17 protein-coding genes are annotated in these 18,268 nt (G+C 69.9%); 13 read left to right on the top strand and 4 right to left on the bottom strand.

Going from position 1 to position 18,268, the window contains the following annotated elements; all coding sequences use genetic code 11:
• The first annotated feature begins 43 nt into the window (after positions 1-43).
• Entirely contained in the window at positions 44-220 is a 177-nt protein-coding gene (locus tag V1460_RS20865; RefSeq protein WP_338675160.1) for a hypothetical protein, read from the top strand.
• Positions 221-330: 110 nt separating this feature from the next.
• Here the strand turns inward: V1460_RS20865 and V1460_RS20870 are convergent, their stop codons facing one another.
• The 3 genes from V1460_RS20870 to V1460_RS20880 are packed head-to-tail and all read right to left on the bottom strand — an operon-like array spanning position 331 to position 1,270.
• Complete coding sequence (locus V1460_RS20870) at positions 331-582, bottom strand: DUF6907 domain-containing protein (RefSeq protein ID WP_338675161.1); 252 nt, start codon at positions 580-582, stop codon at positions 331-333.
• 6 nt (positions 583-588) lie between these two features.
• The gene (locus V1460_RS20875) at positions 589-885 is read right to left on the bottom strand and encodes a hypothetical protein (protein ID WP_338675162.1); all 297 of its coding nucleotides are present in this window, start codon (positions 883-885) and stop codon (positions 589-591) included.
• Complete coding sequence (locus tag V1460_RS20880) at positions 863-1,270, bottom strand: hypothetical protein (RefSeq protein ID WP_338675163.1); 408 nt, start codon at positions 1,268-1,270, stop codon at positions 863-865. Before V1460_RS20880 ends, V1460_RS20875 begins: the two co-directional genes overlap by 23 nt.
• Before the next feature lie 265 nt (positions 1,271-1,535).
• Between V1460_RS20880 and V1460_RS20885 the strand changes: the two genes are divergently transcribed.
• The gene (locus V1460_RS20885) at positions 1,536-1,745 is read left to right on the top strand and encodes a hypothetical protein (protein WP_338675164.1); all 210 of its coding nucleotides are present in this window, start codon (positions 1,536-1,538) and stop codon (positions 1,743-1,745) included.
• Positions 1,746-1,865: 120 nt separating this feature from the next.
• Here V1460_RS20885 and V1460_RS20890 read toward each other — a convergent pair whose 3' ends face one another.
• Complete coding sequence (locus V1460_RS20890) at positions 1,866-2,417, bottom strand: hypothetical protein (protein WP_338675165.1); 552 nt, start codon at positions 2,415-2,417, stop codon at positions 1,866-1,868.
• A 706-nt stretch (positions 2,418-3,123) separates the two neighbouring features.
• On the opposite strand from V1460_RS20890, the gene V1460_RS20895 reads away from it, so the two are divergent.
• From V1460_RS20895 to V1460_RS20945, 11 genes are all read left to right on the top strand, one after another.
• On the top strand, positions 3,124-3,801 hold the full coding sequence (locus V1460_RS20895) for an ATP-binding protein (RefSeq protein WP_338675166.1): 678 nt from the start codon (positions 3,124-3,126) through the stop codon (positions 3,799-3,801).
• 48 nt (positions 3,802-3,849) lie between these two features.
• Entirely contained in the window at positions 3,850-4,527 is a 678-nt protein-coding gene (locus tag V1460_RS20900; protein WP_338675167.1) for a response regulator, read from the top strand.
• Positions 4,527-5,486, top strand: a complete 960-nt coding sequence (locus V1460_RS20905) for a hypothetical protein (protein WP_338675168.1) — start codon at positions 4,527-4,529, stop codon at positions 5,484-5,486. The genes V1460_RS20900 and V1460_RS20905 overlap by 1 nt, the downstream gene beginning before the upstream one ends.
• Before the next feature lie 42 nt (positions 5,487-5,528).
• Entirely contained in the window at positions 5,529-6,752 is a 1,224-nt protein-coding gene (locus tag V1460_RS20910) for an MFS transporter (RefSeq protein WP_338675169.1), read from the top strand.
• A gap of 64 nt (positions 6,753-6,816) precedes the next feature.
• Positions 6,817-9,468, top strand: a complete 2,652-nt coding sequence (locus V1460_RS20915) for a YCF48-related protein (RefSeq protein ID WP_338675170.1) — start codon at positions 6,817-6,819, stop codon at positions 9,466-9,468.
• Between the two features lie 33 nt (positions 9,469-9,501).
• A complete protein-coding gene (locus V1460_RS20920) occupies positions 9,502-10,116 on the top strand; it encodes an RraA family protein (protein WP_338675171.1) in 615 nt (204 codons plus the stop codon).
• Positions 10,117-10,376: 260 nt separating this feature from the next.
• A complete protein-coding gene (locus V1460_RS20925; protein WP_338675172.1) occupies positions 10,377-11,939 on the top strand; it encodes an amino acid adenylation domain-containing protein in 1,563 nt (520 codons plus the stop codon).
• A gap of 22 nt (positions 11,940-11,961) precedes the next feature.
• Positions 11,962-13,371 carry a citrate/2-methylcitrate synthase gene (locus V1460_RS20930; protein ID WP_338675173.1) on the top strand — a complete coding sequence of 470 codons (1,410 nt, stop codon included), beginning with the start codon at positions 11,962-11,964 and terminating at the stop codon, positions 13,369-13,371.
• Positions 13,368-15,899, top strand: coding sequence for an aconitate hydratase AcnA (gene acnA, locus V1460_RS20935; protein WP_338675174.1), 2,532 nt, complete (start codon positions 13,368-13,370; stop codon positions 15,897-15,899). Before V1460_RS20930 ends, acnA begins: the two co-directional genes overlap by 4 nt.
• Positions 15,896-17,272: a DUF6025 family protein gene (locus V1460_RS20940; RefSeq protein ID WP_338675175.1), complete on the top strand. Its 1,377-nt coding sequence runs from the start codon at positions 15,896-15,898 to the stop codon at positions 17,270-17,272. The genes acnA and V1460_RS20940 overlap by 4 nt, the downstream gene beginning before the upstream one ends.
• Positions 17,269-18,267 (top strand): dipeptide epimerase, encoded by a 999-nt coding sequence (locus tag V1460_RS20945; RefSeq protein ID WP_338675176.1) that lies wholly within the window; start codon positions 17,269-17,271, stop codon positions 18,265-18,267. Before V1460_RS20940 ends, V1460_RS20945 begins: the two co-directional genes overlap by 4 nt.
• Position 18,268: the final 1 nt, after the last annotated feature.

Raw genomic sequence — 18,268 nt, forward strand, 5'->3', positions numbered from 1 at the left:
GCCCGAACCTCAATCGCCGACCAAGTCGTTACAGAGGAGCACCATGTGCCCCTCCCGACTCGGCGTCGTACTCATGGCCGTCGGCGCCGTCCTCACCGTGGCCGGAGCGGCCATGTACGTCCTGCCCGGCCCGGGACTTCCCGTCATCAGCCTGGGCCCGCTTGTGCTGGCGGCAGGAGCCGTCCTGCGAGTGGTTAGCCGAAAGCATCCGGGCCAGTAGGAGCTGACCAGCCCGTTCCCCACGGCCGGCCAGTCCTTCCGGCAGGCCGGCCGGCGATGCCGGTCACCCTCAGTGGCCGCACTGAAATCTTTCGTGCGCTACTGAAATCTTCAGAGCCACCCGACAGCAAGGTCGGCGGCGAGACCGCGGAACCAGCCAGCATGTCCGTCGAGGGCCCGAGGAGGTCGTACAGCTGGACCGGGCTGATAGATGCACTCGACGAGCGGGCCCGCGTGGATGGGGTCGGCCCGCTGGGTCTCGGGATCGTGGCGGCTGTGGCCGGCGCACCAGGTGGGTTCGGAAAGGGTGACGTTCCCGTGGTCGCTGGCGGCCAGGGTGACGGTGCGGGCCTCGGTGCTCACGAGCGCTCACCCCCGCTGGCGATGCTGCGCAAATGTTGCGAGGTACTCGTCGGCGGTCCGGTAGCGGGGAGGCCGGTCGGCAGCCTTCTTACGGAGGCAGTCGGCTTCCCACTTCACGCCGTTCGTGGCCGTGCCGTCGAGGACGTCGCGAACGGCCAGCTGGATCAGGTGGACGCGTTCGGAGACGCACGTCTCGAAGCGGACCATGTCCACGCGCTCGCTGCTGGGTTCAGGCTGGGTGAGGGTCTCGACGATCGCGGCGAGTAGGTCGCGGACGGGCTCAGGGATGTCGGTGGTGGTCACTGGCCGGCCTCCGTCCTGCAGGTAAAGGAGCAGATGACCCGTAGTCCGGTGGTGTCGAGGGTGAGCGTGCGGCCGGTGGTCCGGCGGATGAATCCGGCGGCGACGAGTCGGCGGCCGGAACGGCCCGCGTGGGGCGGACCGTCCCGGCCTGGTTCGTCACCGGGCACCCCCGGCGGGGCGCCCGGAACGGGCAGGGGCTGGCGAGGAGATCGGTGATCTCCCGCATGCGGGCCTTCAGGTCAAGGGCCTCGGCGACCATCTCGACGACCAGGTTGTGGAAGTCGCCCAGGGCGGGGCCGCGGAGCCCGGCGGCGATGTTCGCGGCGTGGTAGGCGTTGAACTGGCCGATCATGCGGTCGGCGGCGGCACTGATGATGGTGGTCATCGGGCACCACCGGCGAACGCGGCGATCACGTAAGTGCGGCAGCCACGTCTGCACGCGCGGCAAGGCACGGTGTGCCCAAGAGGACGCGCCAGCCACCGAATCCTGACAGCGGCAAAACGGCCGTCTCACACTCGTCTCACAGACCCACCGGAGAGTGCAGGTCGGAGTACACGCGACCTGCACTCTCTGGACTCTATGGACGTCCCACAGCCCTCACCGACGCCGGGTAAACTCCGCCCTGTACGGTGCCCTTCTGTGGTGTGCCGTGACCGTCGCCCGGTTCCGGGAGCTGCCCGCCTGGCGGCGCTTCCTCCCGCTGGCCCTGTTCCTGACCGCCCTCGCGGCCAGCCTCCTGCGAGGGTTCGGCATCCCGCAGATCGCCGCAGCCGTGGCCTTCCCACTCAACCTCGCGGCACTCGCCATCGCGATCACCGAGATCCGCGCCCACCGCCGCCAGCAGCAGCTCCGGGCCTGAGCTACACCCGTCGGTCCGGCCTCGCACCCAGGAGCGGTGCACGGCGGCACTGTTCGGGAGCGGTGCCGCTGTGTGCTGGAGTAATTGTCAAGAGTTGTGGATGTGGTTCATGCGGGCCGCCTACTCGGCGGCGGCGTTGGCTTCCGATCCCGCAATACCTTCGGCCAGCTTCTTGAGAGTCAGAAGTTGCTTTCGCATCATTACGAGATCGCCGTAGGCGAGGAGCCGCCGACGCAACTTTCGGCCCTCTGTTCCCCCGGCCTCCGCGACGACTTTGACGACCAGACGAGAGCCTTCGCCGTGCGGGCGCACGTTGTAACTCACGGCCATCTGGCCGTGCCGCCTGACAATGGCCTCGGGAAGCAGGCCGGTGATGTGCTCGCCGGTCCTGAAGCTGGCGATCTCGAAGACGAGGAACGGCTGTCCGGCGGACAGGTCAGGCAGCGCCGGGAGAAGCGCGTGCGGACTCTTGCGGCCTCGGAAGTCGATCCAGTCGTAGCTGTACGGAGCAACGGTCAACTGGCGGACCCACCGGAAGACGAGGCCGGGTGGGGCCGCGACGTCGACTGCCCGTGTCCAGCCCTCGGACCGGGCCGTCACCAGCTGGTCGCATGAATACGGCGCACTCTGCTCTGCGCTCGTGGCGCCCCAGAGCCTCCCGGTCAAGTCCATGTCACGACCCTATCGCCTGCCACAGCCGTCCAGGGCGGGCAGGCACTTGCGCTTGCCCCGGCCCGCTGACATCAGGCCGCGGTGGCCTCCGCGCGTTCGGCCAGGAGGCCGTTCTCGAACGTGGTGCCGGAGCGGACCAGCGCCACCCGGTGATCTTCATCGACGCGATCCACGTGAAGATCTTGGTTCTGTCGACGATCTTGTGATCCGGACGGCTGAGAGCGTGGTGGTGAACCGTTCTGTAGCTCGATGACCTGCGACTTTCGGGTGGCTGTGGTGTGGGGGCGTTCGGTCAGGGGCAGCCAGCGGATGGTTGGTTTCTGCCTCGGAGGTGTGTGGTGCCGTCGGCTATCGCGTTGCTGGAGTTGCGTGAGGCCCGGGCTCGGGAAGAGCTCGAGTCCTGGCTGGAGGTGGTCCGAGAGGCCGAGGAACACGCGGTTGCGGCACGGCAGCGCCTCGAGCACGCGCGCCCTTCCGGCCGATCGCATCGCATGACCGTCCAGATGATCTCTTTACCCTTCCGATCTTGATACACACCTCGGGATCAGGATTCAATGGATCGCCCTGACCAGGTGTATCTGCCACTGGAAAGCTGTCCCTCATGATTCATCGCCCACATTTGGCCGTTCCGCAGCCACAAGCCGCGAGACAGCCGCTGGCCGCACGACGCATAGGAAACGTCACTGCGTCGCTCCCCCTGGTGGTCATGCAGCGCGCGTGGCTGGACGCGCCCGGCGCTCGGTACCTCGCGGACGCCCATATCCGGCGGCACGAGCGGCGCAACGCGTTGCACACGCTGCAGGGCCTGAGGGAGCTCGCCCGGCACGCCGAGAAACAGCCCGAGCTGTTCGCCGCCTCGACCGGTGTCCCGCTCGCCAAGGTCGGCGAGATCATGAAGCGGATCGGCGACTCCTTGATCCGCGCCCAGTTGGTCGGGAAGCTGCTCGCCGCGTCGGAGCGCGGAGTGGAGCTGCGGCTCAGCCCCGAATCCTGCCTGCCCAACTGCCTCGAGGTGTCCGGTGAAGTCGCCACCGTCCTCGGCAACCTCATCGATAACGCCATGGACGCCGTCACGAAGACCGGCCGGACCGGGCCCTGGGTGGAGGTCGCGCTCCACCAGGAACGGGGCGTCGTTGAGCTGCGCGTGACCGACAACGGGCCTGGCGTCGCCCCACATCTACGGCAATGGATATTCGTCCGGGGGGCCTCCACCAAGCGGCCTTCGCCCGGACAACCGCAGGGGATCGGGCTCGCGCTCGTGCTGACCATCTCCGGGGAACGGGGCGGATCAGTCGCGGTCACCGACCGGGAGGGCGGCGGTGCCGTCTTCATCGTACGAATGAAGGCTGTCGCCAAGCGCTTACGGGCGTCGGCCGGCGCGTGAGGCGCCGGGCAGACTCAGGCAGTGTCAGGTGGTGATTCGGGGGGACCAATGATCAATGTGCTCGTTGTCGACGACGACTTCTACGTGGCGAAGATAAACGCCCATTACGTGTCCGTAGTGCCCGGCTTCCGTGTCGCCAGCATTGCACACAGCGCCCCCCCGGCCCTCGTCGCCGTGGAGCGTGGCGGCATCGACCTGGTCCTCCTCGACCAGCATCTGCCGAACGAGAGCGGGCTGTCTCTCACCCGTCGGCTCCGGCGCCTGGGCCACGACATCGACGTCATCATGGTCACGGCCGACCGTCGGCCCGAATCGGTTCGCGAAGCCCTCCGCGCCGGCGTCCTGCACTACCTCGTCAAGCCGTTTACCTGCGACGGCCTGCGCAGCAAGCTAGAGGCGTACGCCCACCTTCGCGGCACCATCGACGAGGCCACGGAGATGGACCAGGCCCGCATCGACCGGACGCTCGGCACTCCGCGCACCCCGAAGGCCGTGCCCGCCATGCCCAAGGGGTACTCGGAGCGCACTCTCGAGCTGGTCTTGCGCATCGTCAGGGAGCACGGTACCGACCGGCAGCTGTCCGCCCAGGAGGTCTCCGAGCTGGCGCGGATCAGCCGGTCCACCGCCCAGCGGTACCTCAAGCTTCTCGCCGAGAGCGGCAAGCTGGGGCTCACCCTGCGGTACGGCGACAGCGGGCGGCCCGAGCATCTGTACTCCGGTGTTTGATGACGACGTACGACAGCGGTCTGCACGCCTGGTTCCAGCAGTACATCGTGGCCACGGGGCGGCTGCCGCTCTTCTCCTTCCTTGTCGGGCTGCTCGCCGCCTTCGTCGGGATCCGGGTCAGCGTCCGGCTGATCCGTGCAAAGGTCCGCTGGTGGCCGGGGAACGTCCGGCTGGGCGGGCTCCATGTCCACCATGCCGTCTTCGGCGTGGCCTTCATGGTGGCCGCGGGCATCGCCGGGCTCGCCGTTCCGGACGAGATGCCGGGCTGGCGCACGGTCCTCGCGTTGGTGTTCGGGATCGGCACCGGGCTCGTCCTCGACGAGTTCGCGCTGATCCTGCACCTTGAGGACGTCTACTGGACCGAGCGTGGCCGCACCTCCGTCGATGCGGTCTTCGCCGCCGTAGCCCTGAGCGGCATGGTGCTGATCGGGCTGCGCCCGCTCGGCCTGTACGGCTGGGGAGCCGCCGGTCGCGAGGAGGGCACCACGGGCCTCGTCGTCGCGGTGGTCGGCTCGCTCCTCCTCGCCGTGGTCACCCTGCTCAAGGGCAAGACCTGGACCGGGCTGGTGGGGATCTTCTGCCCGCCGCTGCTGGTCGTCGGCGCACTGCGGCTCAGCCGGCCCCAGGCGCCTTGGGCGCGCTGGAGGTACGGCACCCGGCACCCGGACAACCAGCGGCGTGCGGAAGCACGGGAGCGCAGGCTGCGGGTGCCCATGATGGCCGCCAAGGTACGCGTCCAGGAGCTGCTCGCCGGGCGGCACGACCTGCCAGACCCCCGCCATGCGCCGGCGCAGCGGACCCTGAGCTGTCCGGCCCGGCCCGCATACGCCTGCTCGCGGCCGTGGACCAGCCCTGGCACCCGTCAGCAGAACGGCCGTTGGATTTACGAGAAGAACAGGCTTTCCGTAGTCAAGTCGGTTTGCGCTCACAACAATGGCGCGGCACCGCCCATGACCTAGCCTCCCCAACGAATCCTCAGCGATGAGACAGGAAGCCGATCCGTGCTGACCCGCATTCTCCCCCCGCCCGGCCATGCCCGGATGCTCACCTTCATCACCATGGTGATGAGCCTGGGGCAAGGGCTGTGGATGGCCATCAACGCCATCTACGCGGTGATGATGGTCCGCCTCACGCCGAGTCAGCTCGGCATCAGTGTGGGCATCGCGGCCGCCCTCGTCCTCGTGTCCAGTATCCCGCTCGGCCATCTCGCCGACCGGGCCGGGCCGCGTACCGTTCAGATGTGGTCGTTCCTGTCGCTGGCCCCGCTGACCGCTGCGCTGCTGTTCGTAGACGGCTTCTGGTCGTATCTGATCGTCACGTCAGTCCAGGGCCTCGCCTATCGTGCGGGCAACAATGCCCGGAAGGCCATGATCGCGGCCAATGTGCCCCGGAGCGACCGGGCCCGCGTCATGGCGTACATCCGGGCCGCCATTAACGTGACCATGGCGATCGGTGCCTGTCTCTCCGGTCTCACCCTCGCCTGGGGTGAACGCGTCGGTTATCAGGGCGCCATCCTCTTCACCGCCCTCTGCTTCCTCGCCACCGGCCTGCTCACCTTGAAGGAGGCACCGGTGCCACCGGTGCCAGCCGCGGCTGGCGCGGCCTTCGCGGTGCTGCGCGACGTGCCGTTCCTGATGTTCACCGCCGTGGACGGGCTGCTCGTCACGCATGCCCTGCTGCTCGATATCGTGCTGCCGCTGTGGGTCATCCACCACACGGACGCCCCGCTCTGGATGAGCTCGGTCATCCTGCTCATCAACACCGCCTTCGTGGTGGCTTTCCAGATCAGGGCCACCCGCGGCATCGACGATCCCAAGTCCGCGTCATGGGCGAGCCTGCAGGGCGCCGGCTGTGTGGCGACCGCCTGCCTGATGTTCGCCATGACCAGCGGGACCGGGCTGCTGCTCGCCTGCGCACTGCTGGTCGTGGGCGCGCTGCTGCACGCGCTCGGCGAGATCCGGCAGGCGGCGGGCAGCTGGACCATCGCGTTCGACCTCGCGCCCGACCACGCCCAGGGCCAGTACCAAGGCACGTACAAGATGGGCGGCGACATCGGCAAGATATTCGCCCCTGCGGTCTTCACCTGGCTGATCATCGGCCAGGGTGCGATCGGCTGGATCGTCCTGGCCGTGTCGTACGCCGTGCTGGGCGCCGTCATGCCGGCAGTCGTCGCCCGCGGTCTACGCAGCCGGGCCACCGCCGAGGCAGCGACCGCCACCGCCTGACCGGGCCGGCCGGCCACCTACCCAAGGCCTCCCACCCCTCCCTCACCCCAGCGAGGTTTCACCCATGACCTGCACCATTGCTCCCCGGAGCGTCAACCTCCAAGGCGTGTGCCTAGTGGACGAAGCGCACGGCTGGGCCGTCGGCGACGGAGGCATGATCCTCGCGACCGACGACGGCGGCTCGCGCTGGCACTCCCAGAGCAGTACCGACAAGGATCTGCGCGCGGTCTGCTTCGCCGACACCGAGCGCGGCTGGATAGCGGGCCGTGACGGCGTCATCCTGCATACCACCGATGGCGGCCGGCACTGGGACCAGCGGGAGACCGGCACGGATCGGAACCTATACGGCATCTCCTTCGAGCCGGCCGGCCGCACCGGCTGGGCCGTAGGCGACAGCGGCACCATCCTCGCTTCCTTCGATGGTGGGTTGACCTGGCAGCCGCAAAGTTCCGACGACACCCACTTCACCCGCTGCTTCACTCTGGACGAGAAGACCGCCTGGATCATCGGCAAGCGCGGCACGATCCACGCCACCACCGATGCGGGCGCGACCTGGGTCGTCCAGCAGAGCAAGGCCGAGGTCGACCTGCGCGGCATCTACGCCGTCTCTCCTGAGCTGTGCTGGGCCGTCGGCCGCATGGGCACCGTCCTGCGCTCCGAGGACGGCGGCACCACATGGACCAGGACGGACAGCGGCACCGGCCTCGATCTGTACGGGCTGTGGGCGGCACCCGACGGCCGCGAAGTCAGGACCTCCGGCGACGACGGCGTCATCCTCGCCTCCCACGACGGCGGCCGCACCTGGTCCCCGCAGTCCAGCGGCACGGCCAAGGACGTGGTGTCCCTCGCCTTCATGCCCGACACCCGGCACGGCTGGATGGTCGGCGACTCCGGGCTCATCCTCGCTACCCCGGACGGCGGCGGTACCTGGACGCCGCAGCTCAGCGGCATCCACAAGGACCTCGCCGGCCTGCACGGCGCGGGCACCGCCCGCTGGGCGGTCGGCCGGGACGGCCTGCTCGCGCTCACCACGGACGGCGGCGCCACTTGGCAGATGGGCGACACCGGCACCGGCGCACAGCTCTGGGACGTCACCTTCCTCGCCGACGCGCGGCGCGGCTGGGCCGTCGGCGACGCCGGCCTCGTCCTGGCCACCGAGGACGGTGGTACGTCCTGGCGTCGCCAGGACACCCCCATCGAAGTCCCCCTGTTTGGCGTCTACTTCGAGGACGACTGCGGCTGGGCGGTCGGCGCCGCCGGTACGGTCCTGGCCACCGACGACCTCGGAACCACTTGGCGCCTGATGGACACCCCCACCGAACTGTCGCTGCTGAGCGTCCACTTCGAACCTGGTGGCAAGCAGGGCTGGGCCGTTGGCCCTGAGGGCACGATCCTCGGCACCGACGACGCAGGTACCACCTGGCAGTGCCAGGACGCCGCGACACAGACCACCCTGACGCACGTCCACGCCGGCACCGGCGGCGCGGCACGCATCGTCGGCCGTGCCGGCACCGTACTGACGACAACGAACGGCGGTGCCACCTGGGAGACGCAGGTCACTGGTACCGATGTCAGCCTCTGGGGCGTCGCGTTCACCGTGTCCGGCGAGCACGGTTGGGCGGTCGGCGACTGCGGTACGGTCCTCGCCACTGCGGACGGCGGCGTCACCTGGGCGCACCAGGACAGCGGCGTCGTCGACAACCTGAAGACCGTGTGGGCGCAGCCCGACGGCGCCCAGGTGTACGCCGCCGGCGACGGGAGTTCCGTCATCGCCACCGAGAACCACGGCGCAACCTGGTCCTCGCACGTCGCCAGCACGGGCCGGAACCTCTACGGCGTTCACATCTTCCCCGGCGGCCAGGACGGCTGGGTGGTAGGCGACGGCGGCACCGTGCTGGCCACCCGCGCCGGCCGCCGCTGGACCCCGCAGCCCAGCGGCACGGCCGCGAACCTCTACTCCGTCTCGCCGGCCGACCACACCACCGCCTGGGCCGTCGGCCGGGCCGGCACCATCCTGGTCACGCGCGACGCCGGCACCTCCTGGCAGCTGCAGCCCAGCGGCAGCACCAAGGACCTCCTCGAAGTCCACGTCCGCCCCGACGCCCGCACCGGCTGGGCCGTCGGCGACCGCGGCACCATCCTCGGCACCCGGGACGGGGGCACCACCTGGGTGCACCAGCCCAGCCCGTACACCGGCTGCGGCCTGTGGGCGGTGGACTTCGCCGACGACTGCACGGGCTGGGCAGTCGGCACCGGCGGCACCGTCTTCGCTACCCGGGACGGCGGGACCACCTGGGAGACACAGGACAGTGGCGGCGAGGACGACCTGATAGACATCCACGCCGTCGACACCGCCACGGCCTGGGCCGTCGGACACCGCGGCACCGTGCTTCACACCGGGGACGGCGGCCGCACCTGGGAGCGCCGTGAGAGCGCCACCCGGCAGAACTTCACCGCCGTGCACTTCTCGCCCGACGGCCGGCTCGGCTGTGTGGTCGGCCGTAGCGACACCGCCATGACGTCGCACGACGGCGGCACGACCTGGGAGGTCGGCGTCATCGGCACCGGGATGTCCCTGTGGAACGTGCGGATCCTCTCCGAACTCGAGTCATGGATCGTCGGCGACGAAGGCACCGTACTGTCGACTTCCGACGGCGGTGCCACCTGGGAACAGCACTTCTACAGCCCGGAGAAGGACACGGCCGCCCACGGCTGACCGACCCACCACAACACAGGAACAGAGGAAGCAATGGACAACGCATTCAAGGACGTTCCCCCCACCACCCTCGCCGACCTGCTGGGCCGAGAGCAGGTCATGGACATCGGCATCCGCCCGCTGTGGGACTCGCCGCGCGTCGCGGGACCCGCGTACACCGTACGGTGCGAGCCCGGCGACAACCTGATGCTGCACGCCGCGATCTACCGCGCCGAGCCGGGCTCGATCGTCGTCGTGGAGTCGGGCGACGTGGACTACGCGCTGGCCGGCGGCAACGTGTGTGCCGTCGCCCAGCGCCGGGGCGTCGCGGCCTTCGTGGTCGACGGTGTCATACGCGACCTCGCCGAGGTGCGCGAGGCCGGCTTCCCGGTCTTCTCGCGCGGCGTCATCCCGATCCCCGGCACCAAGAAGAAGGTCGGCGCGCATGGTGAGCCGGCCCGCGTCGGCGGTGTGCTGGTGCACGCCGGCGATATCGTGGTCGCCGACGAGGAGGGCATCGTCGTCGTCCCCGTCGCCCGCCAAGAGGAGATCCTCGCGGCCGCTCAGGCGAAGCTCGCCAAGGAGGCCGAGCAGTCCCTTGACGCCTGGGAGGAGAACCACCGCGCCCGCATCGAGAAGGCGCTGAGTGACCAGGGCTTCATCGGCTGACCGGATCCCCGTCCGCGCACGAAACCCCTTCAGCCGAAATCCTTTCAGCGACGTACCCCGGGCCAACACCCCGGGGTACGTCGCGTTTCTGCGTTACTTCCTTCGCACGGAAGCCAACAGGCGCTCGCCGCGCGGCAAACGAGCAGAACGCCTTTTTCTCAGGTTAAGAGCGTTTAGGGGTTCAGCGCACGCAATAGAGCCACCCGGAAACGCCGTGACTAGCGTCGTCCGGGTCCAGCCATCGATGAGTTCGGATCGACATGACCACAGCACTGAACTTGCGCCTGGGCGCCGGCCTCCACCACCACGCGCGCGTCCTGCCCGACCGCGTCGCCCTGACCATCGGCCGCCGCGACTACACCTACGAAGAGGCTGCGGCCACCGCGCGCCGGTGGGCTGCTCTACTGGTCGAGGCGGCCGGCGGCCGCCCCCGCCGAGTCGGAGTATTCGCCCACCGCAGCGAGGCCTCCTACCTGGGTGTCGCCGCCGCGCTGTGCGCCGGCGCCGCATTCGTACCGCTGAACCGGAAGTTCCCGGCCGAGCGCACCCGCTCCATGCTCGAGCGTGCCGACGTCGACGCGCTCATCGTCGACGCCGCCTCGGTGCCCGGCCTCGCCGACCTGCTGCGGGACCTGCCGCGCAAGCCGGTCGTGCTGCTGCCCGACATCGTACGAAGCCAGGCCAGCGACCTCGGAGACGTACGGGTGCTGGACGCCATGGACCTGGCCGTGGCCGCGCCGCTGGAGGAGCTGCCTGAGGTGGCGCCCGACGACATCGCGTATCTGCTGTTCACCTCGGGCAGTACCGGCGTCCCGAAGGGCGTCCCGGTCACTCACGGCAACGTACGAGCGTTCCTCGACGCCAACCAGGAGCGCTACCGGCTCACCCCCGACGACCGGGTCACCCAGACCTTCGACCAGACCTTCGACCTGTCGGTCTTCGACCTCTTCATGGCCTGGGAGAACGGCGCGCGGCTCTGCTCGATGGAGTCCATAGAGCTCCTGGCACCCTTCAAGTACCTTGAGCGCAACGGGATCACGGTGTGGTTCTCCGTGCCCTCCGTCGCCGCCGTACTGCGCAAGCGCGGCGTGCTCCGACCGAGCACCATGCCCACGCTGCGCTGGAGCCTGTTCTGCGGTGAGGCGCTGCCCCGCGCCACCGCCGAGGCCTGGCAGGCCGCCGCCCCGCAGTCGGTAGTGGAGAACCTGTACGGGCCGACCGAGCTCACCATCGCCTGCACGGTGCACCGCTGGGACCCTGCGACCAGCCCCGCGGCCTGCGTGCACGACAACGTGCCGATCGGCCGCCCCTATCCCGGACTCCAACCCCTTGTGGTGGACGAGGAGTTGAAGCCAATACCGGACGGGGAGACCGGCGAGCTCTGCATGGCCGGACCGCAGACCACCTCCGGCTACTGGCAGGCTCCCGAGATCACCGCCGAACGTTACTTCAAGCACCAGGGCCGTACCTACTACCGCACGGGAGACCTGGTTCGGCTGCAGGACGGCGAGTACGTCTGCCTCGGCCGCAACGACCAGCAAGTCAAGGTCGGTGGCCACCGCGTCGAACTGGGCGAGATCGAGGCCGTGCTGCGCCGCGCGGGCGCCGTCGAGGCGGTCGCCCTGCTGTGGCCCGACCCCGACACCATCACCGCCGTGGTCTCCGGTGCCATGGACCCGGCCGCGCTGACCGAGGCCTGCGACGCCGCGCTGCCCCCCTACATGACGCCGTCCTCCGTGCACGTCGTCGAGGCGATGCCGGTCAACGGCAACGGCAAGATCGACCGTGGTGCGCTACGCAGCAGGCTCGACGAAGGCCTCTGACCTCAACCGAAGAAAGGAAATCGTGAGCAACGCCGACCAGCTCATCGCCCGCACCCTCGGCATCGCCGAGGACCGCGTCACGGACGGGCTCGAATACCAGTCGATCAGGGAGTGGGACTCGCTCGGCCATGTCTCGCTGATGGTCGCCATCGAGCAGGAGTACGGCGTCGAGGTCGACGACGACCTCACGCTGGAGCTCCGTTCGGTGGCCGCTATCCGTGAGTTCGCTGCCGGCCGAGCCGCCCGGGTGGCCCCCGGGAAAGCAGGCGCCGCTGCGGCCGCACCCGAACGGGGCGCGCGCCGTACCGTGCACCGCGGCCTGGAGGGCGTCACTTTCGACCAGACCACCATCACGCACATCGACGGCGCCGAGGGCATCCTCGAATACCGCGGCTACAGCATCCACGACCTGGCCGAGCGTGCCTCGTTCGAGGAGGTCGCGTATCTGCTGGTGCACGGCGAAATCCCGGACGCCGCCGCCCTTCAGACCTTCGAGAAGCAACTGCGTGCCGCCCGCGCGCTGCCCGCCCCCGTCCTCGACCTCGTCCGCTCCCTCGCGCACGCGCACCCCATGGAGGCGCTGCGCACCTGTGTGTCGGCGCTCGGCGCGTTCGGTCTGCAGCGGGTGCCTGGCACCGACGAGAGCTATACCGAGGCCCGCGAGACCGGCATCGCGCTGATTGCCCGGATACCGATGATCGCCGCCGCCCACCACGCCTTCCGCAGTGGCCGCGAGCCACTGCAGCCGCCCGAGGACGCCACTCACGCCGAGGCGTTCCTCACTGTTCTGCTCGGCGAGCGGCCCTCGCCGGCCGCGGTGCGGTTCATCGACAAGGGCTTCATCGTCCACGCCGACCACAGTTCCAATGCCTCCGCCTTCACCGCCCGCGTCGCCATCGGCTGCCGCTCCGGTATGACGGCCGCGATCACCGCCGCCGTCGCGGCCTTCGCGGGGTCCGTGCACGGCGGCGCCGCCGAGCGCGTCGTCGGCCTCATCGACCAGGTCGGCTCCCCGGAGAATGCCGAAGCCCATGTCGCGGCGCTGCAGCGCCGGGGCGAGCCCGTGATGGGCTTCGGCCACCGCGTCTACCGCACCGAGGACCCCCGGGTGCGTCATCTGCGTTCCACGGTCGTCGAGTTGAGCGCGGAGCGCGGTGACACCACCGGCCTCGACATCCTCGACGCTGTGGCCGCCGCGATGCGCCCGTACAGCCGACACGGCGTCGCCGCCAACGTGGACCTCTACTCCGGGCTCGCCTACCGGCTGCTCGGCCTGCCCGACGACCTGGCGGTGCCGCTCTTCGTCGTCGGCCGCGCCCCCGGCTGGGTCGCCCAGGCACTCGAGCAGCAGTCCAACAACGTGCTGATCCGGCCGCTGCTCGCCTATGTGGGACCGCACGGGCAGACGTACCGGAAGGCGGACGACCGATGAGCCGTACGACACCTACGACGATCTCGCTGCCCGACTTCGCCGCGGAGCACGGTTTCGACCTCGGAGCCGTCCCGTACACCGGCCGCGTCCTGCTCGAATCTCTGCTACGCGGCGGCGACTCATCGCAGGCCGCCGTCCTCGGCAAGCGCCTCGCACTTGGCGAGGAGCCCGGGTTGGAGATGCCGTTCCGCCCCGCCCGCATCCTCGTGCAGGACTACACCGGCATACCGCTGCTCGTCGACCTCGCCGTGCTGCGCGACCGCGTCGCCGAGCCGGGCAGGGTCAACCCCGCGCTGCCCATCGACGTTGTCGTCGACCACTCCGTGCAGACCGACTGGGCGGGCCGTCCGGACGCGCTCGGCCTCAACGAGGCGCTGGAGATGTCCCGCAACCACGAGCGCTACGCGCTCCTCAAGTGGGCCGAGGGCGCATTCGAAGGGCTGCGGGTCATCCCGCCCGGCTGCGGCATCGTCCACCAGGTCAACCTGGAACGGCTCGCCACCGTCGTCACCGAGGGTCCGGACGGCACCCTGTTTCCTGACACCGTACTCGGCACCGACAGCCACACCACCATGGTCAACGGCCTCGGCGTGCTCGGCTGGGGCGTCGGCGGCCTGGAGGCGGAGGCCCAGATGCTGGGCCTCGCCCAGCCGATCCGCATCCCTCAGATCGTCGGCGTCTGCCTCACCGGCGCGGTGAGCCCCGGCACCTCGTCCACCGACGTGGTGCTCGCCCTGACCCGCCGGCTGCGCCAGGAGAACGTACGCGCCCTGATGCTGGAGTTCACCGGCCCGGGCGTCGCCGAGCTCTCCGCGCCCGACCGCTGCACCATCGCCAACATGGCTCCCGAGTACGGCGCCATGTCCGCGTTCTTCCCGGTGGACGAGGAGATCCTGGACTATCTGCGACGCACCGGGCGCACGGAAGCCGCGGTGGCCCGGGTACGGGACTACTGCCTGCGCCAGCGGATGCTGCGCGACGGCACCAAGCCCGTCTTCGGGCGGACCATCGACTTCGACCTCGGCGAGGTCGGCCCGAGCCTCGCCGGCCCGAGCCGCCCCGACCAGCGGATCTCCGTCGGCGAGCTGCCCGCCTCCTTCGCGACGCTGCACCCCGGCGAGATCCGCACCGAGGCGGACGTCTCCGACGGCGACCTGGTCATCGCTGCCATCACATCCTGCACCAGCACCTCCAACCCGAAGGCGATGCTGGCCGCCGGACTGCTCGCCCGGCGCGCAGTCGAGCGAGGCCTGACGGTGCCCGGGCACGTCAAGACCAGCCTCTCTCCCGGCTCCCGCGCGGTCACCCGCTACCTGGCGGACTCCGGGCTGCTCGCCGACCTGGAGAAGCTGGGTTTCCATGTCACCGGATACGGCTGCATGACCTGCAACGGCGGCAGCGGCCCGCTCAACCCAGGGGTCGGCGAAGCCGTCGACAGCGCGGGCCTCACGGTTGCCGCCGTGCTCAGCGGCAACCGCAACTTCGAGTCCCGCGTCCACACTCAGGTCCGCGCCGGTTACCTCGCCTCCCCAGCCCTCGTGGTCGCCCTGGCTCTGGTCGGCAACGTTCGCGCTGACCTGGAGAACGAGCCGCTCGGCAGGGACAGCGACGGCCAGCCCGTCCACCTGCGGGATCTGTGGCCGCACAACGGCGAACTGCGGGAACTCGAAGACCAGTTCGTTACCCCCGAGGTGTTCGCGCACGACGAAGCGCCCAGCGCGTCCTGGGATGCGATCACCGCACCGGACAGCGAGGTGTACGCCTGGGACGAGACCTCCACGTACATCCGGCCCCCCGCCTACGTCGAACCGGCCCCCGCCCTCGGCCCGCTGACCGGAGCCCGTGCCCTGCTCGCGCTCGGCGACGACATCAGCACCGACCACATCTCACCGGTCGGCGCCATCCCGGCGGACTCGCCCGCCGGGCGACACCTCATCGAGCGCGGGGTCCGCGACTTCAACTCCTACGGATCGCGCCGTGGCAATCACGAAGTGATGGCCCGCGGCACCTTCAGCAACCCCAGGCTGCGCAATCTGCTGGTCGGCGAGGGTGACAGCGGCGGTACGACACTGCACCTGCCGAGCGGCGCAGTGCTGCCCGTCTTCGACGCCGCCCGGCGCTACACCGAAGCCGACACCCCCCTGATCGTGCTGGCCGGCCGCAGCTACGGCATGGGCTCCTCCCGCGACTGGGCCGCCAAGGGACCCTGGCTGCTCGGTGTCCGGGCCGTCCTCGCGGAGAGCTTCGAGCGCATCCACCGCGCCAACCTGTGCGCCATGGGCATCCTGCCTCTGCTGCTGCCCGCCGGGTACGGCTGGGCCGACCTCGGCCTGACCGGCCGGGAGCATTTCGCGCTGGACCTGGACCTGGTGCGGGAGACCGGCGAGGTGCGGGTCACCGCCGACGGGAAGGAATTCACCGTACGGGCCGATGTGCAGTCGGCGGGGGAGTGGGACGTCCTGCTGGCCGGCGGCACGCTGCCGTACCTGCTGCGGCGGATGCACGCGGAGGAGGGCGCGTCCTCATGACGCACATTCTCGACCGGCTCGGCCTCCGGCGGGCCGTCGACGCCGATGCTCTCACCGCCGGGGCGAAGACCTTCGTCCCGGTGCACGTCGGTACCCACGACGTGCCCATCGGCGCCCTCCTCGACGCACTGGACGCCGACCCGACGCTGCTGCCGCCGCGCACCGGCCACCTGGGCAACTGGGAGGACATCGCGGCCGGCCGCTCCGGACCGATGGACTTCAACACCGCGATCTGCGGCGGTGGTCACGGCTATCCGCTGATCTACGGCTTCACCCGCACCGAGGCCGACACCGAGGGCGGCGACGAGGCGTACCAGCCCGGTTCGCTCATCGACCAAGGCAGGCGGCACACCCTTCCGCTGCACACATGGGACGGCACCCGCTTCGTCCGCCGCGACCGCGGCAAGCCTCTCTTCTGCCCCCTGGTGCAGGCGGAGGTGGACGGGCAGCTGGTCCCACTGGTCGACCTGCACTGGCAGCGGATGCTCGCCCTGCCCGGCTACCGCTTCAGGCAGTGGGCCGCCGCTCTCACCGACAAATCCCCGCTCGTCACCGACATGCTCGCCCTCCTTCTGGAACAGGCGGCCGCGCAGGGCCGCAACCAGGCGTTCGCCGAGCTGATCAGCCAGGCTGTGCGCCTGGACGGTGAGGTGCGCCGCTGCGATCTGCGGCCGGACGGCGCCGGTTTTGTGCTCGACGGTCAGCGCTATCCCTCGGCCCACGCCCTCGCCGAGGCAGTCATGCTCACGGTGCACGCGCTGGTGGAACCGGCAGAGTTCTTCGCGCGGCTGCCCGGACTACCGCCGGTCCTGCCAGTGATGTCGCTCCAGCTCACCAACGTGCTGTTCGCGCTGCTCGACATGCACCACCCGGACCCCCCGGCGGGCCCGCCCGAGAGCCCTTTCATCACCCATCTCCACTGGGGCGCCCGGGCCATGGCCGGCTGCCCGCCCCGGCGCGGTGGCTATCTATCCCGGCGCTCCACGGTGCGCTCCCTTCGCGCCATCACAGACCCGTTGGTCCAGCACTTTGACGCGGCCAACCCCGTGGCCTTCGTGCTGCTGCCCGCCCAGGCCTTCATGCTCTGCCCACCGAGTACGTCACCGTACGACGCCGAAATACTGGGGGAGCTGTTCCGCGGAGTACGAGCGGCGGGCCCTGAGGTCGCCTACGACACGACGCTGACCTGGCTGGACGGCAACCGCGACCGACTCTCGGAGTATCTGCGCGGCCGCTTCAGGAGCGGCAGCGGAGTGCCCGCCGACAACACCCTGCGCGACCCCGCCGTGCCCATCGAGCCCGAGGGCTTCCGCGAGCTGACCTTCCGCCAGGCATGCGGTGTGGTCGGGGCGTTCGAGGAGGTACTGGGATGAGGCTCGCCCACCGCGAGGTCGTCATCGCCCTCATGGAGCCGTTCGTCAGCAACACCGGCGTCACCACCGAAGTGCGCCAGAGCATCGTCGAGATGACCTGGGAGGGACTGCTCGGACACGGGACCGCGCGCGGCGCCGACCCCGCGGAACTCGACACCTGCGCACGGCTGCTGGCCGGGACCTCACCGTACGGACTGCACGGTGCGCTGGATCGGCTTACGCGGGTGAGCCCCGCGACCCGGTCCGCCGTCGACATGGCGCTGCACGACCTGCTCGGCAAGGCGGCCGGGCAGCCCCTGCATCGGCTCCTCGGTCTCGACGGTCTGCCCGTCGAGCCCACCGCGCTCTCCATCGGCGCCTGTTCGGACGACGAACTCGTCAAGCAGGCAGGGCAGTTGGCCGACTGGCCGATCCTCAAGCTCAAACTTACCCCCGAGGACGACGGCAGTCGCGCCGGCGTTCTCCGCTCGGTCTATGACGGCCGCATCCGCGTTGACGGCAACGGCTCCTGGACCCCTGACCAGGCCCTCCGTGTCGCCGAGAAGTTGCACCGGCACGGCGTGGAGCTGCTGGAGCAGCCCGTCGCCCCCGGCACGCTCGACGACCTCCGGTACGTGCACGAACGTTCCCCGATCCCCGTCTTCGCCGACGAGGACTGCATCGGACGCGAGGACGTGCTGCGGCTCCGCGGCCGCGTGAGCGGCATCAACATCAAGCTGGTCAAGTGCGGCGGCCTGACCCACGCGCACGAGATGCTCACCCTCGCCCGGGCCTGCGGCCTGAAGACCATGCTCGGCTGCAAGGTGGAGAGCGCTCTTGGCACCACCGCCATGGCGCAGCTCGCCGGTCTCGCCGACCACCTCGACCTGGACGGACCGGTAGGCCTGCTCGACGACCCGTTCACCGGCGTACGCATCGACCGCGGCGTTCTCGCTCTGCCTGTGGCGCCCGGCATCGGCGCCACCCCCGTCCACGAAATCCACGGAAAGGACTGAC

Source organism: Streptomyces sp. SCSIO 30461 (genome assembly GCF_037023745.1).
Taxonomy (GTDB): Bacteria; Actinomycetota; Actinomycetes; order Streptomycetales; family Streptomycetaceae; genus Streptomyces.

Coding starts and splice junctions, on each gene's coding strand:
- V1460_RS20945 (WP_338675176.1), top strand. CDS start 17,269: ATGAGGCTCGCCCACCGCGAGGTCGTCATCGCCCTCATGGAGCCGTTC.
- acnA (WP_338675174.1), top strand. CDS start 13,368: ATGAGCCGTACGACACCTACGACGATCTCGCTGCCCGACTTCGCCGCG.
- V1460_RS20920 (WP_338675171.1), top strand. CDS start 9,502: ATGGACAACGCATTCAAGGACGTTCCCCCCACCACCCTCGCCGACCTG.
- V1460_RS20915 (WP_338675170.1), top strand. CDS start 6,817: ATGACCTGCACCATTGCTCCCCGGAGCGTCAACCTCCAAGGCGTGTGC.
- V1460_RS20940 (WP_338675175.1), top strand. CDS start 15,896: ATGACGCACATTCTCGACCGGCTCGGCCTCCGGCGGGCCGTCGACGCC.
- V1460_RS20905 (WP_338675168.1), top strand. CDS start 4,527: ATGACGACGTACGACAGCGGTCTGCACGCCTGGTTCCAGCAGTACATC.
- V1460_RS20895 (WP_338675166.1), top strand. CDS start 3,124: ATGCAGCGCGCGTGGCTGGACGCGCCCGGCGCTCGGTACCTCGCGGAC.
- V1460_RS20925 (WP_338675172.1), top strand. CDS start 10,377: ATGACCACAGCACTGAACTTGCGCCTGGGCGCCGGCCTCCACCACCAC.
- V1460_RS20900 (WP_338675167.1), top strand. CDS start 3,850: ATGATCAATGTGCTCGTTGTCGACGACGACTTCTACGTGGCGAAGATA.
- V1460_RS20890 (WP_338675165.1), bottom strand. CDS start 2,417: ATGGACTTGACCGGGAGGCTCTGGGGCGCCACGAGCGCAGAGCAGAGT.
- V1460_RS20865 (WP_338675160.1), top strand. CDS start 44: ATGTGCCCCTCCCGACTCGGCGTCGTACTCATGGCCGTCGGCGCCGTC.
- V1460_RS20880 (WP_338675163.1), bottom strand. CDS start 1,270: ATGACCACCATCATCAGTGCCGCCGCCGACCGCATGATCGGCCAGTTC.